This is a genomic window from Microbacterium sp. 18062 (assembly GCF_902706225.1).
GTDB lineage: Bacteria > Actinomycetota > Actinomycetes > Actinomycetales > Microbacteriaceae > Microbacterium.
This window is the reverse complement of record NZ_CACSKB010000052.1, coordinates 1-26,131: the sequence shown is the minus strand read 5'-3', so window position 1 is coordinate 26,131 and position 26,131 is coordinate 1. Positions and strand designations below refer to the sequence as shown.

The window sequence follows — 26,131 nt, the reverse complement described above, 5'->3', positions numbered from 1 at the left end:
ACTCACACGTCTGCGCTGAACCCACACATCCGCGCCGAACCCACATGTTTGTGCCGAACCCATGCGTTCTGGGCGGTGGGAAGGTGTGGGTTCGGCGCGGATGTGTGGGTTCAGCGCAGACGTGTGAGTTCGGCGGGGGATGCGGCGTGGAGGTGTGGGTTCGGGGGAGGACGCGCGGCGCACCGCCCGGGACATCCCGACGCGGTGGCGCGGCGGCTCAGGCGACGGCTTCGGACTCGGCCTTGGCGCGGGCGAGGTCCTCGAACAGGTCGGTGTTGAACTGGTACGCCAGCAGCACCTCGTCGATCACGCGCTCCTTCTCGGCGTCGTCCCACGGCGCGGCGTCGAGCTGGTCGCGGTAGACGTCCTTGAAGGCCTTCGGGTCGGCGATGTCGCCGAAGATGTAGAACCCGATGCCGTTCGTGTCGAAGCCGAACCGGCGCTGCATGAGCTTTCCGATGAACAGGCCCCCGGACAGGTCGCCGAGGTAGCGCGTGTAGTGATGGGCGATGAATCCGCCGGACCAGGTGGCGCCGACCTGGTTGATGCGCTCGACGTAGCGGCGCGTGGTCGGCAGCGGCTCGATGCGCTCGCGCCAGTCCGGGCCGATGAGGAACTCGAGGTCGGCCTCGAGGGCGGGCAGACGCGTGAGCCGGTCGGTGATGAACACGGACGCCACGGGGTCGCGCCGCATCCGCTCGGCGGCGCTCTCGAGCGCCTCGTAGATGAACCAGTGCTGGGCGACGAGGGCGATGTAGTCCTCGCGCGTGCCGTCGCCCTTGATGAGGTCGGACATGAACCCGGCGCCTTCGCTGCCGGAATGGGCGCCGCTGGAACGCTCACGCAGCGCGGTGGAGAACGGGATCGGCTCGGTCATGCCGCCCACTATACCTTCAGCTAAGCGGAACCTTACCTCCGAGTTCGCTCAGGATCTCGCCGTCACCGGCTCAGTGCGGTCGCGGTTCGATGCCCAGACGCGCACACGCCTCGTCGTACAGCGCGACGATCTCGCGGCGCACCTCGCGGCGCTCCGAGATCGAGCCTCCCGGCCACGGCACGCGCAGCGCGGTCGAGGCGCCGTCGGACGCCGTGACGGCCCAGTCGCCCCCGTCGCCGTCGAACCCGGTCATGGTCGCGGCCGCGGGTGCCGGATCGGCGCCGAACGCGCGTGCGATCAGGATGTTGTCGTCGGTGTGGTCGGAGTTCATGTGCCCGAGCACCCCGGCGAGGGTGTCGTCGTCGAAGGAATGCGCCATGTGTCCAGCCTACGGAGGGTCCGTGATGGGTCTGTGATGTGCGTGTGTTTGAATGCATGAGCACGATCACGGGGGTGAGTATGCCGATCCGCTCCGGCCTCAGACGCGCTGCCGCCGCCGTGGCGGGCGCGCTCGTCGTCGCGCTCGTGCTCGCCGGCTGCAGCGCCGATCGCGAGGTCGAGATCGACGTCCCGGCGCAGGTCGAGGGGGGCTTCCCGGCCGAGACGCAGGCCGAGCTCGAGGCCGCGGTCGCGTTCGCGATGGCGGCTACGGGCTCCACCGGCGCGATCGTCGGCGTCTGGTCTCCATGGAGCGGATCCTGGGTCGCGGGCGTCGGGAATGCCGACGTGGACGACGCCTTTCGCGTCGCCGACCTCACCCGCCCCATGATCTGCGACGTGCTCTACTCGATGGTCGACGAGGGCGTCGTGTCGTTCGACGACGACGTGCGCGACTACGTGCCGAGCGTCGCCGGGCTCGAGGGCGTGACCCTGGGGATGCTCTGCGACGGGACGAGCGGATTGGGCTCGTACGTGTCGGTGCTGCAGCAGGATCAACTCGCACTGCTCACCCGGACCTGGAACCCCAACGAGCTGGCCGCGTACGGCACGGTCGGCTACGACCCGTCGACCGCGGGCGCAGCCTGGCGCGACTCGGACACCGGGTACGTGCTGCTGGGCACCGCGCTCCAGAACGCGAAGAACTCCAGTGCGGCCGTGTTGCTCGAGGACGACGTGTTCGCACCTCTCGGCCTCTCGGCCACGAGCCTCCCCGGCCGCGTCGCCGCGCCCGCCGGCGACCCCGTTCTGCGGGGGCTGCTCTCGTTGCCCGGTGAGGACGGAGCCCTGAACTGCGCCGAGCCGCGCGACGTCACCGAGCTGTCGGCGAGCTTCGGCTTCACCGACAGCGGGGTCGTGTCCACGATCGCGGATGTCGGCCGGTACACCCAGGCGCTCGCCACGGGCGCCCTGCTGCCCGAGGGGATCGACCGGTTCGACGACCCGCAGGTCGTCGCCGCAGAGCTGCCGTCATGGCTCACGACCGACGGCGGGGCCTTCCAGGCCGGTTCGCTGATCGGGCAGTTCGGCTCGGTGCCGGGATACATCACCGCCGCGTTCGCCGACCCGGTGACCGGGATGACCGTGGCCGTCGTGCTCAACAACTCCGCAGCGACCGACCTCGTCGGCGCCTACCTCGCGTGGGAGCTCGCCTCGATCGCGTCGAAGGCCCCCGCCGCGAGCGGTCAGACGGCGCCGGATGCGGGCCTGCCCTGGACCGCGGAACAGTACCACGACGCGATCGCGGCCGCCGCGGTCTGCCCGCTGCCCGCCTCGTGACCCGTGGGGCGGCGTCGGCCCCTGCCGTCGCGTTCGTCCTGATCGGGCTCGCCTGCCAGGAGGTCGGCGCGTCGGTCGCCGTCCTGCTGTTCCCGGCGGTGGGTCCGCTCGGCATGGTGATGCTGCGACTGGTCTTCGCCGCGCTCGTGCTCATGCTGATCGCCCGGCCCACTCTCCGCGGGCACTCTCGGGCGGCGTGGGGCGCGGTCGTGCGGTTCGGTGCCGTGCTCGCGCTCATGAACGGGCTGTTCTACCTCGCGCTCACACGGCTGCCGCTCGGGGTGACCGTCACGATCGAGGTGCTGGGGCCGCTGGTGCTGTCGATCGTGACCGCTCGGCGCGCGTCGTCGTGGGCGTGGGCGCTTCTCGCCTTCGTCGGCGTCGTGGCGCTGGGCGGTGGGGGATGGGACCGGCTGGATCTCCTGGGTGTGCTCTTCGCCCTCGGCGCCGCGGCGAGCTGGGCGTTCTACATCCTCGCCTCGGCCCGGGTGGGGCGGGAGTTCCCCCGACTCGACGGCCTGGCGCTCGCGATGGTGGTCGGCGCGCTGATCTCGCTCCCCTTCGGAATCGTGGATGCGGGTGCCGCGCTGCTGCGTCTGGACCTGCTCGCCCTCGGCGCCGCGGTGGCGATGCTGTCGTCCACCATCCCGTACGCCCTCGAGCTGGTCGCGCTGCGGCGGCTGGCCGCATCCGTGTTCGCGATCCTGATGAGCCTCGGCCCGGCGACCGCGTCGACCGCCGGGTTCCTGCTGCTCGGGCAGCACCTGAACGCCCTCGAGATCGCCGGGATCGCCCTGGTGATCGTGGCCAGCATCGGCGCCGTGCGGGCGGGCGCGCGGCGGGAGGCGGACCCCGGAGCCCCTCCTCCCGCCGAGCCGCTCGCCTGACCCCCGGAGGTTGTGCCGCTGGCCGCTGTGCGCTGGCCGTTGGCCGCGAGACTGCACCGGGGCGCCGAGACAGCGGGTTTCTCCCACGGTCTCGGCGCCCACGTGCAGTCTCGCGGCTCGGCGGGCGTGCGTGCGGACGGCCCGGCGGGCGGCGTCCGGCTCGAGGGCGGAGGTCAGTGGGCGAGGATCGTCTCGATCAGGTGCGGCGCGACCGGGGTCGCCACCTCCAGCACGACCCGGATGCGGACGCCGTCGTGGTCGCGCGCGCCGAGGCGCTGTCCGCGGAGGTCGGCGATCGTCTGGCCCCGCCCGGGCCCCTGGCTGACGTCGACCACCACCGGCACGCGCGGCGCGCGCGCGGGCGTCGCGCCGCCGGCGGCGACGACGGCCGCGAGCGGGTCGTGGAGCGCGCTCGTGCGCTCGCCGTAGGTCGGCAGGTAGAAGTCGAAGTAATGGTCGAGGATCTCGCCCACCGCGTGCACGAAGGGTCGCGGGTCGGCGAGCAGCATCCCGCGCTGCTCCTCCGACATCGTGTGCTCCATCGTCGCGTCGAGGGGAACGAGGGTCACGTCCCAGTCCGCGGCGAGGAGGGCCGCGGCCGCCTGCGGGTCGTTGTAAACGTTCGCCTCCGCCGCGGGCGTGATGTTGCCGGGCGCGAGCGCCGCTCCCCCCATCACGGTCACCGCGTCGACGCGGGCGGGGAGCGTCGGATCGAGCTCGAGCGCATGGGCGAGATTCGTCAGGGGTCCGATCGCCACGATGTGCAAGGTTCCGGCGTGGGCGTGCGACAGCTCGACGAGCAGCTGCGCGGCCGTGCGGGGATCGGGCTCGCGTTCGGCGCGGGGGAGCACGACGCCCCCGATCCCGTTCTCACCGTGCACCCATGCCGCCCCGCCGCCGTACGCATGGTCGAGGTGGTCGTGCGCGCCGACGGCGACGGGGATGTCGTCGCGCCCGGCGAGGGTGAGCAGATCCAGCGTGTTGCGGGCCGCCTGCGCGGCGGAGATGTTGCCGCTGACCGTGCCTATCCCGACGATCTCGACGGCCGGCGAGGCCAGCAGATAGGCGAGGGCGACGGCGTCGTCGACGCCGGTGTCGCAGTCCAGGTAGACGGGGATGGGGGAGGTCATGTCGCTCCTCGAGGGGTGGGCCGGAGGACCGCATCGTCCGCGCGCCCGGATGCGGGCACCGTTCGGTTATATCGCGTCCCGGGTGACGAGCGCGTATCGGTGGCGGCGCGCGGCGGCGGTCCTGTGCCGCGAGACTGCATCGTGGCGCCGAGACAGCGGGGTTTTCCCGCGGTCTCGGCCTCCGCGTGCAGTCTCGCGGCGCGGCACACCACCGGACCGGCCGGCCGTCGCGCCGGACCCACCACCTGGTCCTCCGCGCCCGGGCTCCGGCACCGCGCCGGCGGCGTGGTGGAATGGGAGGCATGGCAGCATCCTTCGGCCCGCTCTGCGTGGTCGGCAGCATCAACGTCGACATCACCGCATCCGTCGCCCGGCTGCCCGGCGCCGGCGAGACGGTGCTCGGCGGCACCCTGCGCCGCGACGCCGGCGGCAAGGGCGCCAACCAGGCCGTGGCGGCGGCGCGCCTCGGCGGCCGGGTGCGCATGGTCGGCGCGGTCGGCGACGACACCGACGGACTCGGGATGCTGCAGAACCTGCGCGACGCCGGCGTCGACGCCGGGGCCGTCTGGCTCGGCGACTCCCCGACCGGGACCGCGCTGATCACGGTCGACGACGCCGGCGAGAACCAGATCGTCGTGTGCCCCGGTGCGAACCACGACGCCACCCTCGACGGCGTCGCGTTCGCCGCGGACGAGGCCGTGCTCGCCCAGCTCGAGATCCCGCTCGCGACGGTCGCCGCGCTCGTCGAGGCGCCCGGATACCTCGCGGTCAACGCGGCACCGGCGCAGCCCCTGCCCCCCGAGCTCGTCTCCCGCGCGGACCTCGTGATCGTCAACGAGACCGAGTACGCGCTGCTGCCCGAGCTCGCGGACGCTCGGCTCGTCGCGGTGACGTACGGTTCGGCCGGCGCTGCCCTCATCCGCGACGGCGACGAGATCGCGCGCGTCCCCGCGCCGCGCGTGCAGGCGGTCAGCTCGGTCGGCGCGGGCGATGCGTTCTGCGCCGCGCTCGTCCTCGCCCTGCACGCGGGGTGGGAGCCGGAGCGCGCCCTGCGTGCGGCCTGCGCGGTGGGGGCGGATGCGGTCACCCGCGAGGGCGCGCAGCCGCCGCTGAAGCGTCTCGACGCCTACGCCTGACGGCCCGCCGCTGGTTCGTGTCGCCGCCCAGTCCGGCTGGCTGGTTGCTCGGACGGCGCCATCGACCTGAGATGGCTACAGGAACATCGAGCGCCATCGCAGGTAACTGGCGCCATCACTGTGTGGGCTTCGGGAATCGTCCACTCCGCCACTCCCCGCCGGGCTTCGCCGGGACGCGGAGCCTCCTGCGGAGCGGGATCCCTTCACGCATCGGAGGGGCTGACGGGAATCGAACCCGCGCTATCTGCTTGGGAAGCAGATGTTCTGCCATTGAACTACAGCCCCGTGCGCCCTGCAGCGCCCGGCCAGCATAGCAAAGCTCCGCGCTCGCTAGGCTGAGGCCGTGCTGCTCTCGGATCGTGACATCAAGCAGGAACTGGCCGCCGGACGTATCGGGCTCGAGCCCTCGGACGCGTCGATGGTGCAGCCCTCGAGCGTCGACGTGCGGCTCGACCGCTACTTCCGGCTGTTCGACAACCACAAGTACCCGTTCATCGACCCCGCCGTCGACCAGCCCGAGCTGACCCGGCTCATCGAGGTCGCCCCCGACGAGCCGTTCATCCTGCATCCGGGGGAGTTCGCGCTCGGATCCACCTTCGAGCTCGTCTCCCTGCCCGACGACGTCGCCGCCCGCCTCGAGGGCAAGTCGTCGCTCGGACGGCTCGGGCTCCTCACCCACTCCACCGCCGGATTCATCGACCCCGGATTCTCCGGGCACGTCACCCTCGAGCTCTCGAACGTCGCGACGCTGCCGATCAAGCTGTGGCCGGGCATGAAGATCGGGCAGCTGTGCTTCTTCCGCCTCAGCTCGCCCGCTGAGAACCCGTACGGCTCGGGCGTCTACGGCAACCGCTACCAGGGGCAGCGGGGCCCGACCGCATCACGGTCGTTCCACGGCTTCCACGTCACCGACGTGGGCGTGACGGATGCGGGTGCCCCCGGGCGCTGAGCGCACCGCGCGCGACGCCCGGATGCCTCCCGCGTCCTCACGACCGCTGATCGGAAGCGGGGGCCGACGGGGCGTCGGCGTCCGCTCGACGGTCGGCCGTGCCGAACCCGCGCGCGGGACGACCATGGTGTCCGTGTCCGTGTCCGTCGTGGTCGTGCCCGTGCCCGTGCCCGTGCCGGTCGTGCCCGCATCCGGCCTCGTCGGCGTCCCGGGGGTCGACATCCGCGCCGGGCCGGAATCCGGGCCCGGATCCGGGCTGGAAGCCGGGCCCGAAGCCGGCTCGGAACCCCGGCCCGAAGCCGTGACGCTCGAAGTCGTGACCGTGCCGATGTCCTCGACCGCGTCCGCGTCCGCGACGCCCGTGCCCGCCGAAGCCGCGTGCGTCGATGCCGTCGCCGCCGAGCCTGCGGGCGATCGCCTCCAGTGAGGCGAGGGTCGTGGCGAGGTCTTCGGGACTGACCGCCGCGGCGACCTCGTCCCGGACCTCCGCGATCTTCTCGGCCAGCCGGTCCTTCGCGGCGCGGCCCTCGTCGGTCAGCGTCCATGCGCCGTCCACCTCGGCGATCCAGCCGCGGTCGCGGAGCGAGCGCAGCTTCTTGCCGTGACGGGCGAGGCGTTCGGCCGCGCCCGGGGCATCGACGTCGCCCGAGACCAGGGTGAGCAGGATCCATTCGCGGCGGCCGATCTCTTCGGTCGCGAGGGCCTCGGCGAACCGCGCCGAGATGAGGTCGTCGACCGTGCGCAGCCAGTAGCCGAGCGGTCGGGAGCGGGGGTTGTTCGTGTCGTCTTCCATGGGAAGTCCTTTCGTCGTCTCGCGCGGAGCGAGAAGGAGATACTTGTCATCTCGCATGTATATGTAGTGTGACATGCGAAGACGGTGCATGTCAATATGCATGTAAATTCGAGGTATGACGGAAACCGCCGACCCGCAGGGCGCCCCCTCAGACCCGGGCGACGCGATCGCCGCCGCGCTCTCCCGGCTGCGCGGCCGTCGCGGCCCGTGGCGCGGCATGCCGACGCCGCCCGGCGGTCCTCACGCCATGGGCGGGCATCAGCACCACCATGGGCACTCCGCCCATGACCGGATGCCCCCGTGGGGGACCGCCGCCGGGCGCCCCGGCGGCGGTCCCGCGCGGCTGCGGCTGCTCGAGGCGCTCGTCGCCGCATCCGGCCCGCTGTCGGTGAGCGAGATCGGCGACGCGATCGGCGTCGACCAGCCCCGGGCCTCTCGTCTCGTGCAGCAGGGGGTCGAGCACGGGCTGGTGCGCCGCGAGGCGGATCCCGACGACGCCCGGCGCACGCGGATCGTCCTCACCGAACGGGGCGCGGAGATCGCACGCGGGTTCCGGGGCGAGCGCCGTGCGGCGATCGAACAGGCCCTGGCGGCGCTGAGTCCGGCCGAGCAGGCCGATCTCGTGCGACTGCTCACGAAGTTCGCCGCCGCATGGCCCGAGTGACCTCGCCGTCCGCATCTGCCGGGCGGCCAGTCGTCGGATCAGCGGCCGGGGTCGCTGACGACCGACGAAGGATGCGAAATCTTCCCCTCCGGCGAGACTTTCGGGTCAGCTGCTCCGCGCCCCTGGCGGGGCGCTCCGTGGGGTGGGGAAAGTCCAGGCAATGCGCCTGTTCAACAGAACCGGGGCGGGGAGACTTCCGGATCAGCAGACGGAGGTTTGCTGCCACAGAACCCCCGATAGGCGACTCCCGCCCCAGCGATCCGACGACTGAGGGTGCACAGGCCTCCCCCGCCCGCTGCGGCTGCGCATGTCCTCGCGGATGCGGCGGGATCGCACGGGTCCGCTCCCGCCGGGATGGCATGGTCGCCGCTACGTCGGGATAGCGTGGTCGGATGCCCATCGACTACCGGCGTGCCGCGGTGCGCGAGATCGCGCCCGAGACCCTCTACCGCATCCTCTGGCTGCGGGTCGGCGTGTTCGTCGTCGAGCAGGCGGCCGCGTACCCCGAGCTCGACGGACGCGACATCGAACCGGATGCGGAGCTCCTCTGGGCCGACGAGGACGGCGAGGTCGTCGCGACCCTGCGCGTGCTGCACGACGGCGACGTCGCCCGCATCGGCCGGGTCGCGACCGCGACGGCCGCGCGGGGCCGTGGCGTCGCCGCCGAGCTGATGCGGCGCGCGGTGGCGCGGGCGGACGAGCGGTGGCCGGGGCATCCGATCGTGCTGGACGCCCAGCGGCACCTCGCCGACTGGTACGCCCGGTTCGGCTTCGTGGTGAGCGGCGCCGGCTTCGAGGAGGACGGCATCCCGCACGTACCCATGCGTCGACACACGCCGTAACGGGGAATTCTGCGCCCTCCGCCTCGTTTGGGTCCGGTATGACGACAGTCGGAATCATCGGAGCAGGACATATCGGATCGACCCTGGCGCGCGGCCTCGTGGACCGCGGGTACGCGGTGGTCATCAGCAACTCCCGCGGGCCGGAGACCCTCGCCGACCTGGTCGCGGACCTCGGTCCGCGCGCGACGGCCGCGACGGCGCAGGATGCGGCGGAGCGGGGCGAGTGGGCGATCGTCACGGTGCCGCTGAAGGCGCTGGAGCATGTGCCGGTGGCGCCGCTCGCGGGCAAGATCGTGCTCGACACGAACAACTACTACTGGGAGCGGGACGGACGCATCGCCGAGCTCGACGAGAAGCGCGCGACGACCTCCGGGCTGCTGCAGCGGCACCTGCCGGGGTCGACGGTCGTGAAGGCGTTCAACCACATCCGGTCGGACGAGATCCTGACCGACGGATCGCCTGCCGGCACGCCCGGCCGCCGTGCACTGGCGACGGCGAGCGACTCGCCGCTCGGGGTGGCATTCGTCACGGCGCTCTACGACGAGTTCGGGTTCGACACCGTCAACGTGGGCGCACTCGCGGACAGCTGGCGCGTCGAGCGCGACCGACCGGCGTACGTCGTGCGGCAGGATGCCGCCGAGCTCGAGGCGAACCTGGCTCGCGCCGAGCGCTGAGGCCTTGCTCCCGCCCTGCCCGCGAGACTGCAAGAGCGCGCCGAGACAGCGGGGTAACCCCACGGTCTCGGCGCTCCGCTGCAGTCTCGCGGTCGTGGCTCGTGCCGATCCGACCGAGCTCGGCGCGAACTTTCGCATCAGCCCCGGCGACCGGCGGAGCGCACCGGGATCAGCAGCGCGAGGCCGACCAGCAGCACCAGCACGAGCCCGAGGATGCCCCAGTACTGCGCGCCGCCGATCGTGACGAACAGACCGAACGCCGTCGGGGAGAGGAACACCGCGGCGCGGCCGGTCGTGGCGTAGAGGCCGAACACCTCGCCCTCGCGACCGGGCGGGATGAGGCGCGCCAGGAACGTGCGGGATGCGGACTGCGCGGGGCCCACGAACAGGCACAGGATCAGTCCGAAGATCCAGAACACGGTCTGCCCGCCGTCGTGGAAGAGGAACACGCACAGGCCGCTGACGATCAGGCCGACGAGCGAGACGAGGATGAGCAGCTTCGGTCCGAACCGGTCGTCCAGGCTGCCGGAGCCGATCGTCGCGACCCCGGCGACGATGTTCGCCGCGATCGCGAAGATGATCACCTCGCCGGGAGAGAACCCGAACGTGCCGGCCGCGAGCACCCCGCCGAACGTGAAGACGCCGGTCAGCCCGTCGCGGAAGACGGCGCTCGAGAGCAGGAAGTAGACCGTGTGTCGGCTCTCGCGCCACAGCTTCGCGATGTTGCGGAACAGCACCCCGTACGCCCCGAAGAAGCCGACCCGCTCGCGGTGCGCGACGAGCGGCGCGTTCTCGGGGACGGCGAAGAAGACCGGGATCGCCGACAGGGCGAACCAGAGCGCCGCGATCAGCATCGACACGCGCACCGCCGAGCCGTCCTCGGCGGTCACGCCGAACCAGCCGACATCGGGCTGGATGAAGCCGAAGTAGACGATGAGCAGCAGGGCGATGCCGCCGATGTAGCCCATTCCCCATCCGAATCCCGAGACCTTGCCGACCGAGCGCGAGGTGGAGACCTGCGCGAGCATCGCGTTGTAGTTGACGCTCGCGAGCTCGAAGAACACGGTCCCGATCGCGAGGAGCCCCAGCCCGAACCACAGGTAGGCGGGGTCGGGCTGGACGAAGAACATGAGCGCGAGCGCGCCGACGACCACGGCGGTGTTGACCGCGAGCCAGCGCTTGCGGTGCGCGGATGCATCGGAGCGCTGGCCGATCACCGGTGCCGTGACGAGCACGACGATCCCGGCGCCCGCGAGCGCCCACGACAGCGCTGCGGAGGTCGACGTCTCGTCGCCGAACGACGAGCTCGTGAGGTAGACCGTGAACACGAAGGTCGTGGCGACCGCGTTGAAGGCCGCCGAACCCCAGTCCCAGAATCCCCAGGCGACGACCGGCCACGGGCGGGTCGAGGAGGGTCGGGGGGTCCCGGCGGCGGCCGCGGAGAGCGCCTCGGCGGGAGCGGGAGGGCGCGACTCGGAATCCATGTGCGACACGGTAGGGCCCTTCGGTGAACGTGCGGTGCCCGATCGGGCCGCGCATGCCGCGACGCTGCGACGTGCGCTCAGATTATCCCTCCGCGCGACGCCGCCACGGCCCGGGCCAAAACTTGAGTGTGTTCATATCAAGTTCATTTGACGGGCGAGAGGGATGTCGCTACGCTTGAGTCATCGCGGCTCAGCTTTTGAGCCGCCCTCAGATTTAGACCGATCCACAGAGATCCACAAGAAGGAGAAGCACATGCCCCGTGCAGTCGGAATCGACCTCGGAACGACGAACTCCGTCGTCAGCGTCCTCGAGGGCGGCGAGCCGAAGGTCATCGCGAACGCCGAAGGCTTCCGCACGACCCCGTCCGTCGTCGCGTTCACCAAGGACGGCGAGGTGCTCGTCGGCGAGACCGCGAAGCGCCAGGCCGTCACCAACGTCGACCGCACCCTGACCTCCGTCAAGCGCCACATGGGCACCGACTGGAAGACCCAGGCGATCGACGGCAAGGGATACACGCCTCAGGAGATCTCGGCGCGCATCCTGCAGAAGCTCAAGCGCGACGCCGAGCAGTACCTGGGCGACACCGTGACCGACGCGGTCATCACCGTGCCGGCGTACTTCAACGACGCCGAGCGCCAGGCGACCAAGGAGGCCGGCGAGATCGCGGGCCTGAACGTCCTTCGCATCATCAACGAGCCCACCGCGGCCGCCCTCGCCTACGGCCTCGACCGCGGCAAGGAGGACGAGCTCATCCTCGTCTTCGACCTCGGCGGCGGCACGTTCGACGTCTCCCTGCTCGAGGTGGGCAAGGACGACGACTTCTCGACCATCCAGGTGCGCTCGACCGCCGGCGACAACCGCCTCGGTGGCGACGACTGGGACCAGCGCGTCGTCGACTACCTGATCAAGCAGTTCAAGGACACCACCGGGGTCGACGTGTCGGGCGACAAGATCGCCCTGCAGCGCCTCAAGGAGGCCGCGGAGCAGGCCAAGAAGGAGCTCTCCAGCTCGACCTCGACCAGCATCAACCTGCCCTACCTGTCGCTCACCGACTCCGGCCCCGTGTCGCTGTCGGAGACGCTGACGCGCGCGAAGTTCGAGGACCTCACCAAGGACCTCCTCGACCGCACGAAGAAGCCCTTCGAGGACGTCATCCGCGAGGCCGGCATCAAGGTCGACGACATCGACCACGTCGTGCTCGTCGGCGGGTCGACCCGTATGCCGCAGGTCGCCGAGCTCGTGAAGAAGCTCACCGGCGGCAAGGAGCCCAACAAGGGCGTGAACCCGGATGAGGTCGTCGCCGTGGGCGCCGCTCTCCAGGCCGGTGTCCTCAAGGGCGAGCGCAAGGACGTCCTCCTCATCGACGTCACCCCGCTGAGCCTCGGCATCGAGACCAAGGGCGGCATCATGACGAAGCTCATCGAGCGCAACACCGCCATCCCGACCAAGCGCAGCGAGACCTTCACGACCGCCGACGACAACCAGCCGTCGGTCGCCATCCAGGTCTTCCAGGGCGAGCGCGAGTTCACCCGCGACAACAAGCCGCTCGGCACGTTCGAGCTCACCGGGATCGCCCCGGCGCCCCGTGGCATCCCGCAGGTCGAGGTGACCTTCGACATCGACGCGAACGGCATCGTGCACGTGTCCGCCAAGGACAAGGGCACCGGCAAGGAGCAGTCGATGACCATCACGGGCGGCTCGTCGCTGCCCAAGGAGGACATCGACCGGATGGTGCGCGAGGCCGAGGAGCACGCGGCCGAGGACAAGAAGCGTCGCGAGTCGGCGGAGACCCGCAACCAGGCCGAGACGCTCTCGTACTCGATCGAGAAGCTCATCTCGGAGAACGCGGACAAGCTGCCCGACGACGTCAAGACCGAGGTGCAGGCCGACGTCGACGCGCTCAAGACGGCGCTCGCCGGCGAGGACGACGACGCGGTGAAGACGGCGTTCGACAAGCTGAACCAGAGCCAGCAGAAGCTCGGCGAGGCGATCTACTCGGCCTCGCAGGCGGAGCAGGCCGCGCCCGCGGCCGGCGACGCCCCGGCGGATGAGTCCGGATCGGCCGACGCCGACGAGGACGTCATCGACGCCGAGGTCGTCGACGACGAAGACGACAAGAAGTAAGACGGCGGACATGACCGACAAGAACTTCGAGACGCCCGGTTCCGGCGAGGGACGCGGCGACGACGAGGTTCGGCCGAACGAGGAGGGGTCGGAGGCTCAGACCTCCGGCCCCGCCTCGCCGGAGCCGGACCTCACGGTCGACGACATCCTCGCGGCCGAGCAGAACGTCGACGCCGCTGCCGAGGACGCCCCTCTCGCCGATCACGAGTCGGCGCTGCTGGGCGATCTGAAGCGCCTCCAGGCCGAGTACGCCAACTACCGCCGTCGCACCGAGGAGCAGCGCGAGGTCGAGATCGAGCGCGCCAAGGGCTCGGTCGCGAAGGGCCTGCTGCCCGTGCTCGACGACCTCGACCGCGCCGAGAAGCACGGCGACCTCGGCGAGGGCACCCCCTTCGCCGCGATCGCCGAGAAGCTGCGCGGCGTGGCCGAGCGGATGGGGCTGGCCACCTACGGAGCCGTCGGCGAGGTCTTCGACCCGCAGCAGCACGAGGCCATCTTCCAGCAGCCCACCCCGGGTGCGACCGAGACCACCGTGATCGACGTCGTCGAGGTCGGGTACCGGCTCGGATCCGTCGAACTGCGTCCCGCGAAGGTCGTCGTCGCCGTTCCGGCGGATTAGGAGGCGCACGTGGCCAGCCAGGACTGGTTCGACAAGGACTTCTACGCCACCCTCGGCGTCTCGAAGGACGTCTCCGACGCCGACCTCAAGAAGACCTATCGCAAGCTCGCCCGCAAGTACCACCCGGACTCCAATCAGGGGGATGCGGTGGCCGAGGCGAAGTTCAAGGAGGTCAGCGAGGCGTACGCCGTGCTGAGCGACAAGGAGCAGCGCGAGGAGTACGACCAGATCCGCGCGATGGGATCCGGTGCGCGCTTCACGGCGGGCGGCCAGGGCGCCGGCGGCTTCGAGGACGTCTTCTCCCGGTTCGGGCAGGGCGGCCGCGGAGGCGCACGATACGAGTCGGCCGAGGGGTTCGACGACTTCTTCACGATGTTCAACCAGGGCGGGGGCTTCGGCTCGGGACGCTTCGGGCAGACCTCCGGCGGGTACCGCGGCTACGGCGGCCCCACGCGGGGCGCCGATGTCACGGCCCGTACGACGCTCGACTTCGCCACCGCGGCCGGCGGTGAGACGATCAGCCTGCAGGGCGAGGACGGCAAGCCGTTCAAGGTCAAGATCCCGGCCGGCGTCGCGGACGGGCAGAAGATCCGTCTGCGCGGCCGCGGCCGCCCCTCGCCCGACGGCGGGGAGAACGGCGACATCGTCGTGCAGGTCTCGGTGCGGCCGCATCCGGTGTTCGTCCGTGACGGACTGAACCTCCGTCTCACCGTGCCGATCACCTTCACCGAGGCGGTGCTGGGCGCCACGATCGAGGTGCCGACGCTGGGCGGGGACACCGTGAAGCTGCGCGTCGCGCCGGGCACCCCCTCCGGGCGGGTGATGCGGGTCAAGGGCCGCGGCGTCAAGACCCAGAAGGGCACCGGCGATCTGCTCGCCGAGGTGCAGGTGGCCGTTCCCACCCACCTCGACGACGCCGCGCGCGAGGCGCTCGAGCGGTTCCAGGAGCTCGAGCCCAAGGAGAACCCGCGGGCGGACCTCATGGCCAAGGCACGGGCCTGACCTCGTGGACACGCCGCGGCAGGGACCGGCGCCCGCATCCGGAGACGGATGCGCGGCGTTCGGTCCCCGCCGCGACGCCGCGACCAGAAGGCCGCGCATCGAAGAGGAGGGGTGACAACGGATGTCGGATGACGAGATCGACGAGGAGACCCCGGTCTTCGCTATCGCGACCGCCGCGGACCTCGCCGGCATGCACCCGCAGACCCTGCGACAGTACGACCGGCTGGGCCTCGTCGTGCCCGACCGCACCAAGGGCGGCTCGCGGCGCTACTCGGTGCGGCACGTCGAACAGCTGCGCGAGGTCGCCAGACTGTCGGCCGACGGGATGAGCCTTCCCGCGATCGCCCGCATCATCGAGCTCGAGAACCGGGTGCGCGATCTGCATCTGCGCGTGCGCGATCTCGAGTCGCGGATGCGGGAGGAGCTCGACAAGCGGCCCGGCGCCCGGGTGTTCGCCGCCGGCGCGACAGGCGCGGTCGTCACCATCCGGTCCGGCACGCGCGTGCGTCGCGCGACGGACGTCGTGGTGTGGCGCCCGCGGCGCGAGCTTCCCCGCGGCGACGAGGGCTCCGCGGACTGAGTCCCGCTCGGGGCGCACGGCCTAGAGTGCAGGTGTGAGTCGGGACAGGGGCGAGGCGACACGGGCGGCGCACCCGCGGGGCGAGACCGGGGCGATGAAGCGCTGGGAGGCCGTGACGTACTGGCCGCTGACGGTGGCCGCGTTGCTGTTCCTCGTCGTCTACACGCTGCACGTGGTCGGCGACGTGACGGGCTCGCTCGCGATCGTCACCTCGTCGGTGATCTCGCTCACCTGGGCGATGTTCGTCCTCGACTACGTCGTGCGGTTCTCGCTGGCGCGCCCGCGCGGCCGCTGGGTCCGCACGCACCTGTTCGACCTCGCCGTGGTGCTCATCCCGGTGCTGCGCCCGGTCCGGCTGCTCGGCGCTCTCACCCGGATCGCCGCGTTCACGCGCACGGCGGCCAGCACGCTGCGCAGCAGCCTGCTGATCTACGGCATCGGGGCGGCGCTGCTGCTCATCTGGGACGCTTCGCTCACCGTGCTGCAGGTGGAGCGGCACGCGTCGGGCGCGAACATCACCGACTTCGGCGACGCGGTCTGGTGGGCGTTCTGCACGGTCACGACCGTGGGATACGGCGACTACACGCCGGTGACCGTCCCGGGCCGTGCCGTCGCGGTCTTCCTGATGGTCGGCGGCGTGGTGCTCGTCGGCCTCATCGTGGCCACCTTCTCCTCGTGGGTGACCGAACGCGCCGCCCGCGGCCACGACGACCAGTTGCCCGCGACCCGGGCCGACATCAGCGCGCTCGAGCAGCGGTTGGCGGAGGGCTCGCAGAATCGCCCGCGATGACCGCGACCGCGACCGGGCGAGGCCTCGTTCGCCTCCGCCGCGAACGTCGCGCAGCAGCCCGAGTACGCCCAGTTCTCCGACCAGATCCTCCAGGCCGCACGGGAGAGCCTGCTGGCCGGCTCGCTCGGCGCCTACCTGGTCGGGGCCATCGCCATCCTCGTCGGCGTCGTCATCTGGTTCGGGCTGCCCTCGTTGAAGGAGGAGCTCGCGCTGCGCGAGCGGTACGCCGCCGAAGCGCTCCGAGCGCGCCGGATGTCGGAGGCGGGACCTAGTCTGTAGGCGACGCGCGCGTGCGGATCGAGATCCCCACGGGTCGACGCGCTCCCCGGCTACGGAGTGTCCATGCTCGTAAAACTTCTCTTCCGCTACCTCAAGACGTATCGCTGGCTCCTGCTGGCGGTGCTGCTGTTCCAGTTCGCCTCGGCGATGGCCTCGCTCTACCTGCCGCGCCTGAACGCGAACATCATCGACCAGGGCGTCGCGCGGGGCGACACGGCCTACATCTGGTCGACGGGCACGCTCATGCTCGCGATCTCGCTCGGCCAGATCACCGCATCGGTCATCGCGACCTACTTCGCCGCGCGTGCGGCCATGTCGGCGGGCCGCGACATCCGCCGCGACGTGTTCGAGAAGGTCAGCGGCTTCTCCGAGCGGGAGGTCTCGCAGTTCGGCCCCGGATCGCTGATCACCCGCAACACGAACGACGTGCAGCAGGTGCAGATGCTCGCGATGATGGGCGCGACCATGCTGGTCACCGCTCCCCTGCTCGCCATCGGCGGCGTCGTGATGGCGGTGCAGCAGGACGTCGGGCTGAGCTGGCTCATCGCCGTCTCCGTGCCGACGCTGCTGGTGATCGCGGGTCTCGTGATCAGCCGGATGGTGCCCCTGTTCCGCCGCTTCCAGACGAAGCTCGACGCCGTCAACCGCATCATGCGGGAGCAGCTCACCGGCGTGCGCGTCGTCCGCGCGTTCGTCCGCGAGGACATCGAGGAGGAACGCTTCCGCGGCGCCAACGACGACATCCGCGTGGTCGGGCGCAAGGTCGGATCGCTCTTCGTGCTGCTCTTCCCGCTCGCGATGCTGGTGCTGAACGTGACGGTGGTCGGCGTCATCTGGTTCGGCGGCATCCAGGTCGACGCCGGCAACGTCGAGATCGGCACGCTCTTCGCCTTCATGCAGTACGTCGGTCAGATCCTGATGGGCGTGCTGATGGCGAGCTTCATGACGATCATGATCCCCCGCGCCGCCGTCTCCGCCGAGCGCATCGGCGAGGTGCTCGCCTCGCAGTCCACGCTCGCACGCCCGGAGAGGCCAGTCCGCGACTTCCCGACGCCGGGCGGCGTCGCGTTCGACGACGTCGAGTTCACCTATCCGGGCGCCGAGTCGCCCGTGCTGCAGGGCATCACCTTCGAGGCCCGTCGCGGCGAGACGCTCGCCATCGTCGGGTCGACCGGGTCGGGCAAGACGACCCTCGTCTCGCTCATCCCGCGCCTGTTCGACGTGACGGGCGGAGCGGTGCGCGTCGGGGGCGTCGACGTGCGTCAGGCCGACCTCGATCTGCTGTGGCAGGGCATCGGGCTCGTGCCGCAGCGACCGTTCCTGTTCACCGGGACGGTCGCCTCGAACCTGCGGTTCGGCCGGGAGGACGCCACCGACGACGAGCTCTGGGCGGCGCTCGAGATCGCGCAGGGCCGGGACTTCGTCGAGGAGATGGACGGCCGGCTCGAGGCCCGCATCTCACAGGGCGGCACGAACGTGTCGGGCGGGCAGCGGCAGCGTCTCGCGATCGCCAGGGCGATCGTGCACCAGCCCGACATCCTGGTGTTCGACGACTCGTTCTCGGCGCTGGACCTGCGCACCGACGCCCGACTGAGACAGGCGTTGTGGCGTGAGCTGCCGGAGGTGACGAAGGTGGTCGTCGCCCAGCGCGTCTCGACGGTCACCGGAGCCGACCGCATCCTGGTGCTCGACGGCGGGCGCATGGTCGGCCTCGGCACGCACGACGAGCTGCTCGCGGCCAACGACACCTACCGCGAGATCGTCGACTCGCAGCTGGGGGTGGAGGCATGAGCACTCCCGACACCCTGACCGAGGAGGAACGCCTCGAGCTCGAACTGGCCGAACAGGCCCGTCAGGCCTCGGGCGACTGGGACTCGGTCGCTCCCGGCAAGGCGGCGAACTTCGGTCGCTCCTTCGGCCGGCTGATCGGCCTGCTGAGACCGCACGCGGTCGCGTTCGTCTTCGTCTCGTTCCTCGGCGCACTCGGCGTCGTGCTCGCCGTCATCGCGCCCCGCGTGCTCGGCGACGCGACGAACATCGTCTACGAGGGCGTCGTCTCGGCCTCGCTCGGCGCGCAGTTCCCCGTGGGCACGTCGCAGGCCGATGTCATCGCCGCGCTGCAGGCGGCGGGGCAGACCGACCTCGCGAACATGGTCGGCGCCATGCCGGACTTCGCGGTCGGCACGGGCGTCGACTTCGATCGCCTCCGCCTCGTGACGATGGCGGCGCTCGCCATCTACATCGCGTCCGCGTTCCTCACGTGGATCCAGGGCTTCGTCATCAACCTGATCATGGTGCGCACGATGTGGCGCCTGCGCGAGTCGGTCGAGGCGAAGATCAATCGCCTGCCGCTGTCGTACTTCGACCGCGTGCAGCGCGGCGAGCTGATCTCGCGGGTCACCAACGACATCGACAACATCACGCAGACCATGCAGCAGTCGCTGTCGACCGTGGTGACCTCGGTGCTGACCGTCGTCGGCGTGCTGATCATGATGTTCTCCATCTCGTGGCAGCTCGCGATCGTCGCCCTGGTCTCGCTGCCGCTGATGGCCGTCATCTTCGGGGTGATCGGTCCGCGCTCGCAGAAGGCGTTCGGGATGCAGTGGCGAAAGGTCGGCCGGCTGAACGCGCGTGTCGAGGAGTCCTTCTCCGGCCACGCGCTGATGAAGGTCTACGGCCGCGAGGTCGACGCGCGCGAGAAGTTCCAAGCGGAGAACGAGGAGCTCTTCCAGGCGAGCTTCCGAGCCCAGTTCCTGTCGGGCATCATCATGCCGGGCATGATGTTCGTCGGAAACCTCACCTACGTCGGCATCGCGGTGCTCGGCGGCCTGATGGTGGCGAGCGGTCAGCTGCGACTCGGCGACGTGCAGGCGTTCATCCAGTACTCGCAGCAGTTCACCCAGCCGCTCTCCGAGCTCGGCGGGATGGCGGCTGTCATCCAGTCCGGCACCGCCTCTGCCGAGCGGGTGTTCGACCTGCTCGACGCCGAGGAGCAGGAGCCGGACGACCCCAACGCGCCGCGGCCGACGGAGGGCGAGGGCGTCATCGAGTTCGACCACGTCCGTTTCTCCTACACCCCCGACCGGCCGCTGATCACCGACCTGTCGTTCCGGGTGGAGCCCGGGCAGACGGTCGCGATCGTGGGACCCACGGGCGCGGGCAAGACCACCCTGGTGAATCTCATCATGCGCTTCTACGAGCTCGACGGCGGACGCATCCTGCTCGACGGCCAGGACATCGCGGAGTTCTCCCGCGACGACGTGCGTTCGCGCACGGGCATGGTGCTGCAGGACCCGTGGCTGTTCGCCGGCGCCATCCGCGACAACATCCGGTACGGCCGCGAGTCCGCGACCGAGGACGAGATCGTCGAGGCGGCCGTCGCGACTCGGGTCGACCGCTTCGTGCGATCGCTTCCCGACGGGTACGACACCGTGCTCGACGAGGACGCCTCGAACGTGTCGGCGGGCGAGAAGCAGCTGATCACCATCGCGCGGGCGTTCGTCGCCCAGCCGACCGTGCTGATCCTCGACGAGGCCACCTCGTCGGTCGACACGCGCACCGAGCTGCTGTTGCAGCACGCGATGGCGGCCCTGCGCGAGGGACGCACATCGTTCGTCATCGCGCACCGCCTCTCGACGATCCGCGACGCCGACCTCATCCTGGTGATGGAGCACGGCGACATCGTCGAGAAGGGCACCCACGACGAGCTCATCGCGGCCGAGGGCGCGTATTGGCGCCTGTACCAGTCGCAGTTCGAGCAGGCGGTCGCGGATGCCGATGCGGAGCTCCTCGCCGAAGCCTCGTCCGTGCCCGAGGAGGCCGGCGGGGGAGTCCTCCCGGGCGGTCCGGTCGCGCCCGGAGCGCCGGTCGCCCCCGGGGGTCCGGTCACGTCCGGGGGTATTGCGGCGCCCGGGGGTTCGGCCACCCCGGCGGGCTGAGGCTCGCCCGGGCGACGGAGCCTCGGGCGGCTCCGGCGGGGCACATCCTCCGCATGCTCCATGTCTCAGTCGTGCAGCCCGATGCCGCCCCGCACCTGCACGAGTGAGACACGGAGAGAGGGGAGACTTTCGGGTTCGCTTCAGGCGGGATCGATCCGGAGGACGTCGCCCGCCTCGCCGAGGGGCAGGTCCTCGACGACCCGCAGGGTGCGGGCGAGGGCGTCCACCTCGCCCAGGGCGATGCCGAACCGCTCGCGGTCCCGGCCCATGGCGCTGAGCGTCACGAGGTGCGTGCCGGTGTCCCACGTGTAGGTGGCGAAGGGAGGGGTCTGCGGGTTCGGCGGCAGATCCATGACGAGGCGCTCGCCGACGCCGAGGTGCGGGTTCCGGAACTCCTCGGTGTCGTCGTACTCGATCGGCATCATCGCGCGGGCCGTGCGCAGCTGGGGGGTGAGCTCCTGTACCTGCGCGAGCACGACGACGAGCTCGGGGTCGTCCTTCCACATCCAGGCGAGCACGCGGCCGGCGGCCTTGCGCATGAGGAACGGGGTCGCCTGGCTCATCGCCCAGGCCGTCAGTCCGCCGCCCGGACGCGGCTGGGCGCCGGCCTGGGCGTTCGCCTGGCCGAGCAGCATCCCGATCGCCTTCTTGCGGTGCCGGCGTCCGCGGAACCCGAGGGACTCCGTGACGGGCACCCAGCGGTCGGCGGATGCGTCGGCCTGCAGTCTGAGCATGGCTCCAGGGTAGAGGGCGTGCCTGCGAGCACAACGGCGGGGATCCGCCGCGCCGCGCCGCGGCCCGCCGCATCCCGCCGGAGTGTCCGGCACGATCTCGGCCGCTGTGCACGGCGACCAACGAGAGTCGGCCGGGCCGGGGTCGGGGCCGGCCGCGGGTGAGGGCACGGATGGGGACGGGCCGGGGAGCCTCCGGAGGCCTTCGCAGGCCCTCGGGTACAGTAGGGGAGCCTGTGCAGACCCCGCACGCGACGCAGAGATTGGCAGCCACCACCCTCGTGACTACCCCCTCGAGACCCGACGTTCCCGACCGGGCGGCCGACGGACCGCGCCCGCTGACCGTCCTGATCGGCGCCGACACGTTCGCCCCCGACGTCAACGGCGCCGCACGGTTCGCCGAGCGCCTCGCGGCGGGACTCGTCGAGCGCGGGCACGAGCTGCACATCCTCGCGCCCGCCGCCGACCATCACCGCGTCGGCACCTTCGTCGAGGAGATCGAGGGCGTTCCGATGACGGTGCACCGCGCCCGCAGCTGGCGCTGGTACGCGCACGACTGGCTGCGGTTCGTGCTGCCGTGGCGTTCGCGGCACTACGCCCGCCGCACGCTCGACGCTGTGCAGCCCGACGTCGTGCACTTCCAGTCGCACATCGTGATCGGCCGGGGACTCTCTATCGAGGCCGAGAAGCGCGGCATCCGGATCGTCGCGACGAACCACACGATGCCCGAGAACATCGTGGACTTCACGAAGATGCCCGCATGGGTCAACCGCATCCTCGTGCGGACGCAGTGGAAGGCGGCCGAGCGAGCCTTCGACCGCGCCTCGGCGGTCACGACGCCGACCCGGAAGGCGGCGGAGTTCCTGGAGGGGAACACGCACACCCGTCCCGTGCTGCCGGTCAGCTGCGGCATCGACGCATCGCACTACACCCCCGACCTCGCGCCCCGCACGACCCGCCGCATCCTGTTCGTCGGGCGGATCACGCTCGAGAAGCACCTGCACGTGCTGCTCGAGGCCGTCGCGAAGCTCGATCCGACCGAGTACGACGGCGTCGACATCGTCGGCGGCGGTGATCGCGAGAGCGACCTCAAGGCGCAGACCGCGAAGCTGGGCCTCGGCGACCGCGTCGTGTTCCACGGCCGTGTCGACGACGAGGAGCTGCGTCGCCTGTACACGCAGGCGACCGTGTTCGCGATGCCCTCCATCGCCGAGCTGCAGTCCATCGCCACGATGGAGGCCATGGCCTCGGGACTGCCGATCGTCGCCGCGAACGCCATGGCGCTGCCGCACCTCGTGCACGACGGCGAGAACGGATGGCTCTTCGACCCGGAGAGCGCCGACGACCTCGCCGAGAAGCTGCGCCGCGTGCTCACCGCATCCCCCGAGGACTACTCCGCGCTGCAGCGGGCCTCGCTCGAGGGCGTCCGCATCCATGACATCGCCCGCACGCTGTCGACGTTCGAGGCGCTCTACCGCGGAGAGCCCGTCGGGGAGTGAGGCGCGTGCGCCTGTTCTTCGACGCGCGGTACATCCGCACCGACTTCCACGACGGCATCAGCCGATACTCGCAGGAGCTCGCCCACGCGCTCGCGCCGCTCGCCGCCGAGGCGGGGATCGACCTCGTCTTCGTCATCCACGACACCGCGCAGATCGCGCGTCTCCCCGCGGATGCGGTGCACCTGGGCATCCACGCGCCGACCTCGGCGAAGGAGCCCTTCACGCCGTTCGTGCTGAACCGCTACGAGCCGGACGTCGTCTTCTCGCCGCTGCAGACGATGGGATCGCTCGGTCGCAGGTACCGGCTGATCCTGACGCTGCACGACATGATCTACTACCGGCACCGCACGCCGCCGCGGAACCTCGGCGCCGGGGTGCGGGCGCTGTGGCGTCTGTTCCACCTGAGCTATGTGCCGCAGCGGCTGACGCTCGACGGCGCCGACGTCGTGGCCACGGTGAGCGAGACGAGCCGGCGTCAGTTCCGTGCGGTGCGTCTGACGAAGCGCCCGATCGTGGTCGTGCCGAACGCTCCGCAGCGCCTCGCCGATCTGCTGCCGGCGGATGCTCCGGTGCCCGGCGGCCCCCCGCGCAACGTCGTGTACATGGGCTCGTTCATGGGCTACAAGAACGTCGAGACCCTGGTGCGCGCGATGGGAATGCTGCCCGGGCGCACCCTGCACCTGCTCAGCCGCATCTCGCCGGCGCGGCGCGCAGAGCTGTCCGCGCTCGTGCCGGAGGGGGCGGACGTCGTCTTCCACGACGGCGTCTCGGATGCGGAGTACGCCGCGCTGCTCGCCGATGACGCGGTGCTGGCGAGCACCAGTCTCGACGAGGGCTACGGCCTGCCTCTCGCCGAGGCGCTCGCCCTGGGCGTGCCCGTGGTCGTCAGCGACCTGGAGATCTTCCACGAGGTGGCCGGTGCCGGTGCGCGTTACGTCGATCCGATGGATCCCGCGGCCGTGGCCGACGCCGTGCGCTCGCTCGACGACGACGCGGAACGCGAGGCTCTGATCGCCGAGGGCGTCGCGCACGTCTCCCGCTTTCGTTGGCGGGCATCGGCCCAGACCCTGCTCGATGCGGTCCGCGAGCTCGCTCCGAGGCCGCCTGGGCGGTCATCCCCCGGGGGCCGCTGATGCGAGAGTCTCGTCTTCTCGGTCCCTGAGCGAGGAGCGACCCCTGTCGGTCCCTGAGCGAGGAGCGAAGCGACGAGACGAAGGGGCGCGGTGCCCCTGCCACGTGAGGTCGCCGATCCGTGCACAACTCATGACATCTCGGGCGAGCACCGCGGGCGCGGCCCGGGATCCCGCGGTCGCGTCCGACCACCGTCATCGGATGTCATGAGCTCGGCACACGCGTGCACGGGGGCTCTCCCCGGCTCACCTGTCGCGTCCCGCCGGTTTCACCGACCGGACGCGACAGGTGAACCGCACTTTTCGCTGGGAACGCTCAACGGGCTCGACGCGTCGCAGGGAGGAGGTTCCAGCCCGTGCGGGGTTCGTGGGGGAGCGGGGAGGCGGTATTCGGTGCGAGGGCCGCCGCACCCGCGTTCTGAGCCCGAGCCGTGTCCGTGTTCTGCGCCGGAGCTGCGGCCGCAGCCTGAGCCGCATCCGGAGTCGCCGGCGTGGAGGGGCGGTCGGGCAGTCGGGTCCAGTCGGTGCGCACGGGACCGTAGCCGTCGGACCGCAGGGCGACGATCGTGCCGATGACGCCCAGGAGAGCCAGGACGCCGAGAACGATGAAGAATGCCATGGCGGAAAAACTACGCATAGCGCGATACCGCCACGAGTGGCAGGATGGACATGAATCGCCCGTATTCTGCCAATCAACCCTTCCGGGATCGGAGAGCCATGAAGACCGTCGCCGTGATCGTGCAGCCGGGGTTCGCCCCGTTCGAGTTCGGGCTCGCCTGCGAGGCCTTCGGGCTCGACCGGTCGGACGACGGCATCGAGAAGTTCGACTTCCGCGTGTGCGCGCTCGAGCCCGGTGTCGTCCCCTCGAACATCGGCTTCTCCATCAACGTCGAGCACGATCTGTCGTTTGCGGATGAGGCGGACCTCGTCGTGGTGACACCGATCCCGCGGCCGCAGTGGGGCGAGGTCGATGAGCGCATCGCCGGCGTGCTGCAGCGCGCGGTCGCCCGCAACGCCTGGGTGATGAGCGTGTGCAGCGGCTCCTTCGTGCTCGCCGAGTCCGGGGTGCTCGACGGCCGCCGGGCGACGACGCACTGGAAGTACGCGCACCGGATGGCGCAGATGTACCCTGCGATCGAGATCGATCCCGACGTACTCTACGTGCAGGACGGCAAGATCCTCACGAGCGCGGGCACCGCCGCGGGGCTCGACGCCTGCCTGCACCTGCTGCGGCAGGAGCTCGGCGCGGAGGTGGCGAACACGATCGCACGGCGGATGGTGGTCGCGCCCCAGCGCGAGGGCGGCCAGGCACAGTTCGTCGATCGGCCGATCCCGGCGACCACCTCGCTCTCGCTCGCTCCGGTGACCGACTGGATGCTGGAGAACCTCAGGCTCGATCTCACGGTCGAGCAGCTCGCGGCCAAGGCGCACATGTCGCCGCGCACCTTCGCCCGGAGGTTCAAGGCCGACCTCGGGGCGACGCCGGCGGCCTGGCTCGGTCGGCAGCGGGTGGTGCACGCCCAGCGCATGCTGGAGCAGACCGACCTCGGCCTCGACCGCATCGCGTACGATTGCGGGTTCGGCTCGGCGGCCGTGATGCGGCAGAACTTCGCGCGGGCGCTGGGAACGACCCCCACGGCGTATCGGGCGCGCTTCACGTGCCGCGACGAGTCCGGCATGGCGGATGCGGCTCCCACGCCGGACTCCGTGGCCTCGGTCGCCTGATCCCCGCGCGACCGGCGGAGCGCGATCGCATCCGGGGCGGCGGCCATGCGCCTGCGCGCCTCGCCGACCCCGACGGCGAAGCCGCGCCCGCGACATCCTATGCCGCCGATGCGGTCTCGCGAGCGACCTGGCGCGGGCGGCAGCGTAGGCTCGCACATCCTGGCGCTCGGCCCCATCCGCGCGTGGACGAGCCGGTCTAGCGTTCATCGCATGTCCACGGACGATGGAGGTGCGCGGATGGGCGCGACGAAGGTCTCTGATCGAGTCGCCGCACGGCGCCAGCGCCGGACGGCGGTGCGCGATCTCGGGAGCGAGCTGACCCCCGAGATGATCCAGGGCACGCTGCGCCTCTGCGCGGACGCCCTGCCCGACGACCTGGGCGAGGGCGTGCGGGTGACCTCCGACCTGGCGTACGGCGACCACGAGCGGCATGTGCTGGATGTCTACCAGCCGGAATCGCCGCGGCCCTGCCACCGACCGGTGATCCTCTTCGTGCACGGCGGCGGCTTCGTCGCCGGGAGCAAGGGGGAGGCGGGGGGACGCTTCTTCGCGAACGTGGGC

24 protein-coding genes, 1 tRNA gene and 1 pseudogene are annotated in these 26,131 nt (G+C 71.0%); 18 read left to right on the top strand and 8 right to left on the bottom strand.

The window, feature by feature from the left end; genetic code table 11:
* Window positions 1-217 precede the first annotated feature (217 nt).
* Window positions 218-877, bottom strand: coding sequence for a heme oxygenase (biliverdin-producing) (locus GVL03_RS15875; RefSeq protein WP_159501978.1), 660 nt, complete (start codon window positions 875-877; stop codon window positions 218-220).
* Window positions 878-947: 70 nt separating this feature from the next.
* Complete coding sequence (locus GVL03_RS15870) at window positions 948-1,256, bottom strand: DUF2470 domain-containing protein (protein ID WP_159501977.1); 309 nt, start codon at window positions 1,254-1,256, stop codon at window positions 948-950.
* 56 nt (window positions 1,257-1,312) lie between these two features.
* On the opposite strand from GVL03_RS15870, the gene GVL03_RS15865 reads away from it, so the two are divergent.
* Together GVL03_RS15865 and GVL03_RS15860 are read left to right on the top strand one after the other, a co-directional pair.
* Complete coding sequence (locus GVL03_RS15865) at window positions 1,313-2,593, top strand: serine hydrolase (RefSeq protein WP_235038203.1); 1,281 nt, start codon at window positions 1,313-1,315, stop codon at window positions 2,591-2,593.
* The gene (locus tag GVL03_RS15860; RefSeq protein WP_159501976.1) at window positions 2,590-3,480 is read left to right on the top strand and encodes a DMT family transporter; all 891 of its coding nucleotides are present in this window, start codon (window positions 2,590-2,592) and stop codon (window positions 3,478-3,480) included. Before GVL03_RS15865 ends, GVL03_RS15860 begins: the two co-directional genes overlap by 4 nt.
* 173 nt (window positions 3,481-3,653) lie before the next feature.
* Here the strand turns inward: GVL03_RS15860 and GVL03_RS15855 are convergent, their stop codons facing one another.
* Entirely contained in the window at window positions 3,654-4,610 is a 957-nt protein-coding gene (locus GVL03_RS15855) for a nucleoside hydrolase (RefSeq protein ID WP_159501975.1), read from the bottom strand.
* Between the two features lie 302 nt (window positions 4,611-4,912).
* Here GVL03_RS15855 and GVL03_RS15850 point away from each other — a divergent pair, with 302 nt between their 5' ends.
* Window positions 4,913-5,746, top strand: coding sequence for a ribokinase (locus GVL03_RS15850; RefSeq protein ID WP_159501974.1), 834 nt, complete (start codon window positions 4,913-4,915; stop codon window positions 5,744-5,746).
* Between the two features lie 214 nt (window positions 5,747-5,960).
* Here GVL03_RS15850 and GVL03_RS15845 read toward each other — a convergent pair.
* Window positions 5,961-6,031: transfer RNA gene (locus GVL03_RS15845), tRNA-Gly, on the bottom strand.
* A 58-nt stretch (window positions 6,032-6,089) separates the two neighbouring features.
* Between GVL03_RS15845 and dcd the strand changes: the two genes are divergently transcribed.
* Complete coding sequence (dcd, locus tag GVL03_RS15840; RefSeq protein WP_159501973.1) at window positions 6,090-6,695, top strand: dCTP deaminase; 606 nt, start codon at window positions 6,090-6,092, stop codon at window positions 6,693-6,695.
* A gap of 37 nt (window positions 6,696-6,732) precedes the next feature.
* Here the strand turns inward: dcd and GVL03_RS22060 are convergent, their stop codons facing one another.
* Window positions 6,733-7,488: a MarR family winged helix-turn-helix transcriptional regulator gene (locus tag GVL03_RS22060; RefSeq protein ID WP_200847202.1), complete on the bottom strand. Its 756-nt coding sequence runs from the start codon at window positions 7,486-7,488 to the stop codon at window positions 6,733-6,735.
* 115 nt (window positions 7,489-7,603) lie between these two features.
* Here GVL03_RS22060 and GVL03_RS15830 point away from each other — a divergent pair, with 115 nt between their 5' ends.
* From GVL03_RS15830 to GVL03_RS15820, 3 genes are all read left to right on the top strand, one after another.
* Window positions 7,604-8,152, top strand: coding sequence for a MarR family winged helix-turn-helix transcriptional regulator (locus GVL03_RS15830; RefSeq protein ID WP_235038202.1), 549 nt, complete (start codon window positions 7,604-7,606; stop codon window positions 8,150-8,152).
* A 392-nt stretch (window positions 8,153-8,544) separates the two neighbouring features.
* The gene (locus GVL03_RS15825; RefSeq protein ID WP_159501972.1) at window positions 8,545-8,994 is read left to right on the top strand and encodes a GNAT family N-acetyltransferase; all 450 of its coding nucleotides are present in this window, start codon (window positions 8,545-8,547) and stop codon (window positions 8,992-8,994) included.
* A 38-nt stretch (window positions 8,995-9,032) separates the two neighbouring features.
* Window positions 9,033-9,668, top strand: a complete 636-nt coding sequence (locus tag GVL03_RS15820; RefSeq protein ID WP_159501971.1) for an NADPH-dependent F420 reductase — start codon at window positions 9,033-9,035, stop codon at window positions 9,666-9,668.
* A 137-nt stretch (window positions 9,669-9,805) separates the two neighbouring features.
* Here GVL03_RS15820 and GVL03_RS15815 read toward each other — a convergent pair whose 3' ends face one another.
* Window positions 9,806-11,152 carry an MFS transporter gene (locus GVL03_RS15815; protein WP_159501970.1) on the bottom strand — a complete coding sequence of 449 codons (1,347 nt, stop codon included), beginning with the start codon at window positions 11,150-11,152 and terminating at the stop codon, window positions 9,806-9,808.
* A 253-nt stretch (window positions 11,153-11,405) separates the two neighbouring features.
* Here GVL03_RS15815 and dnaK point away from each other — a divergent pair, with 253 nt between their 5' ends.
* The 7 genes from dnaK (at window position 11,406) to GVL03_RS15780 (ending at window position 20,485) form a co-directional block, all read left to right on the top strand.
* A complete protein-coding gene (gene dnaK, locus GVL03_RS15810; protein ID WP_159501969.1) occupies window positions 11,406-13,277 on the top strand; it encodes a molecular chaperone DnaK in 1,872 nt (623 codons plus the stop codon).
* Window positions 13,278-13,287: 10 nt separating this feature from the next.
* On the top strand, window positions 13,288-13,896 hold the full coding sequence (locus GVL03_RS15805; RefSeq protein WP_159501968.1) for a nucleotide exchange factor GrpE: 609 nt from the start codon (window positions 13,288-13,290) through the stop codon (window positions 13,894-13,896).
* Window positions 13,897-13,905: 9 nt separating this feature from the next.
* Complete coding sequence (locus GVL03_RS15800; protein ID WP_159501967.1) at window positions 13,906-14,898, top strand: DnaJ C-terminal domain-containing protein; 993 nt, start codon at window positions 13,906-13,908, stop codon at window positions 14,896-14,898.
* Window positions 14,899-15,019: 121 nt separating this feature from the next.
* Window positions 15,020-15,478, top strand: coding sequence for a heat shock protein transcriptional repressor HspR (locus tag GVL03_RS15795; protein WP_159501966.1), 459 nt, complete (start codon window positions 15,020-15,022; stop codon window positions 15,476-15,478).
* A 34-nt stretch (window positions 15,479-15,512) separates the two neighbouring features.
* A complete protein-coding gene (locus GVL03_RS15790) occupies window positions 15,513-16,268 on the top strand; it encodes a potassium channel family protein (protein WP_159501965.1) in 756 nt (251 codons plus the stop codon).
* A 342-nt stretch (window positions 16,269-16,610) separates the two neighbouring features.
* The gene (locus GVL03_RS15785; RefSeq protein ID WP_159501964.1) at window positions 16,611-18,338 is read left to right on the top strand and encodes an ABC transporter ATP-binding protein; all 1,728 of its coding nucleotides are present in this window, start codon (window positions 16,611-16,613) and stop codon (window positions 18,336-18,338) included.
* Complete coding sequence (locus GVL03_RS15780; RefSeq protein WP_200847199.1) at window positions 18,335-20,485, top strand: ABC transporter ATP-binding protein; 2,151 nt, start codon at window positions 18,335-18,337, stop codon at window positions 20,483-20,485. Before GVL03_RS15785 ends, GVL03_RS15780 begins: the two co-directional genes overlap by 4 nt.
* A gap of 140 nt (window positions 20,486-20,625) precedes the next feature.
* Here the strand turns inward: GVL03_RS15780 and GVL03_RS15775 are convergent, their stop codons facing one another.
* Window positions 20,626-21,219: a hypothetical protein gene (locus GVL03_RS15775; RefSeq protein ID WP_159501963.1), complete on the bottom strand. Its 594-nt coding sequence runs from the start codon at window positions 21,217-21,219 to the stop codon at window positions 20,626-20,628.
* A gap of 278 nt (window positions 21,220-21,497) precedes the next feature.
* Between GVL03_RS15775 and GVL03_RS15770 the strand changes: the two genes are divergently transcribed.
* Both GVL03_RS15770 and GVL03_RS15765 read left to right on the top strand, forming a co-directional pair.
* The gene (locus GVL03_RS15770) at window positions 21,498-22,715 is read left to right on the top strand and encodes a glycosyltransferase (protein ID WP_235038201.1); all 1,218 of its coding nucleotides are present in this window, start codon (window positions 21,498-21,500) and stop codon (window positions 22,713-22,715) included.
* Between the two features lie 5 nt (window positions 22,716-22,720).
* A complete protein-coding gene (locus GVL03_RS15765) occupies window positions 22,721-23,848 on the top strand; it encodes a glycosyltransferase family 1 protein (protein ID WP_159501961.1) in 1,128 nt (375 codons plus the stop codon).
* Between the two features lie 313 nt (window positions 23,849-24,161).
* On the opposite strand, the gene GVL03_RS15760 is transcribed toward GVL03_RS15765, so the two are convergent.
* Window positions 24,162-24,464 (bottom strand): hypothetical protein, encoded by a 303-nt coding sequence (locus tag GVL03_RS15760; RefSeq protein WP_159501960.1) that lies wholly within the window; start codon window positions 24,462-24,464, stop codon window positions 24,162-24,164.
* Between the two features lie 98 nt (window positions 24,465-24,562).
* Between GVL03_RS15760 and GVL03_RS15755 the strand changes: the two genes are divergently transcribed.
* Window positions 24,563-25,570 carry a GlxA family transcriptional regulator gene (locus GVL03_RS15755; RefSeq protein ID WP_159501959.1) on the top strand — a complete coding sequence of 336 codons (1,008 nt, stop codon included), beginning with the start codon at window positions 24,563-24,565 and terminating at the stop codon, window positions 25,568-25,570.
* A gap of 210 nt (window positions 25,571-25,780) precedes the next feature.
* Window positions 25,781-26,131 (top strand): annotated as a pseudogene (locus tag GVL03_RS15750) (carboxylesterase family protein); the annotation flags it as partial.

What these genes read in the sequence shown, in the direction of transcription:
- GVL03_RS15875 (WP_159501978.1), bottom strand. Translation starts at nt 877, where the DNA reads ATGACCGAGCCGATCCCGTTCTCCACCGCGCTGCGTGAGCGTTCCAGC.
- GVL03_RS15870 (WP_159501977.1), bottom strand. Translation starts at nt 1,256, where the DNA reads ATGGCGCATTCCTTCGACGACGACACCCTCGCCGGGGTGCTCGGGCAC.
- GVL03_RS15865 (WP_235038203.1), top strand. Translation starts at nt 1,313, where the DNA reads ATGAGCACGATCACGGGGGTGAGTATGCCGATCCGCTCCGGCCTCAGA.
- GVL03_RS15855 (WP_159501975.1), bottom strand. Translation starts at nt 4,610, where the DNA reads ATGACCTCCCCCATCCCCGTCTACCTGGACTGCGACACCGGCGTCGAC.
- GVL03_RS15850 (WP_159501974.1), top strand. Translation starts at nt 4,913, where the DNA reads ATGGCAGCATCCTTCGGCCCGCTCTGCGTGGTCGGCAGCATCAACGTC.
- GVL03_RS22060 (WP_200847202.1), bottom strand. Translation starts at nt 7,488, where the DNA reads ATGGAAGACGACACGAACAACCCCCGCTCCCGACCGCTCGGCTACTGG.
- GVL03_RS15830 (WP_235038202.1), top strand. Translation starts at nt 7,604, where the DNA reads ATGACGGAAACCGCCGACCCGCAGGGCGCCCCCTCAGACCCGGGCGAC.
- GVL03_RS15825 (WP_159501972.1), top strand. Translation starts at nt 8,545, where the DNA reads ATGCCCATCGACTACCGGCGTGCCGCGGTGCGCGAGATCGCGCCCGAG.
- GVL03_RS15820 (WP_159501971.1), top strand. Translation starts at nt 9,033, where the DNA reads ATGACGACAGTCGGAATCATCGGAGCAGGACATATCGGATCGACCCTG.
- GVL03_RS15815 (WP_159501970.1), bottom strand. Translation starts at nt 11,152, where the DNA reads ATGGATTCCGAGTCGCGCCCTCCCGCTCCCGCCGAGGCGCTCTCCGCG.
- dnaK (WP_159501969.1), top strand. Translation starts at nt 11,406, where the DNA reads ATGCCCCGTGCAGTCGGAATCGACCTCGGAACGACGAACTCCGTCGTC.
- GVL03_RS15805 (WP_159501968.1), top strand. Translation starts at nt 13,288, where the DNA reads ATGACCGACAAGAACTTCGAGACGCCCGGTTCCGGCGAGGGACGCGGC.
- GVL03_RS15795 (WP_159501966.1), top strand. Translation starts at nt 15,020, where the DNA reads ATGTCGGATGACGAGATCGACGAGGAGACCCCGGTCTTCGCTATCGCG.
- GVL03_RS15785 (WP_159501964.1), top strand. Translation starts at nt 16,611, where the DNA reads ATGCTCGTAAAACTTCTCTTCCGCTACCTCAAGACGTATCGCTGGCTC.
- GVL03_RS15780 (WP_200847199.1), top strand. Translation starts at nt 18,335, where the DNA reads ATGAGCACTCCCGACACCCTGACCGAGGAGGAACGCCTCGAGCTCGAA.
- GVL03_RS15775 (WP_159501963.1), bottom strand. Translation starts at nt 21,219, where the DNA reads ATGCTCAGACTGCAGGCCGACGCATCCGCCGACCGCTGGGTGCCCGTC.
- GVL03_RS15760 (WP_159501960.1), bottom strand. Translation starts at nt 24,464, where the DNA reads ATGGCATTCTTCATCGTTCTCGGCGTCCTGGCTCTCCTGGGCGTCATC.
- GVL03_RS15755 (WP_159501959.1), top strand. Translation starts at nt 24,563, where the DNA reads ATGAAGACCGTCGCCGTGATCGTGCAGCCGGGGTTCGCCCCGTTCGAG.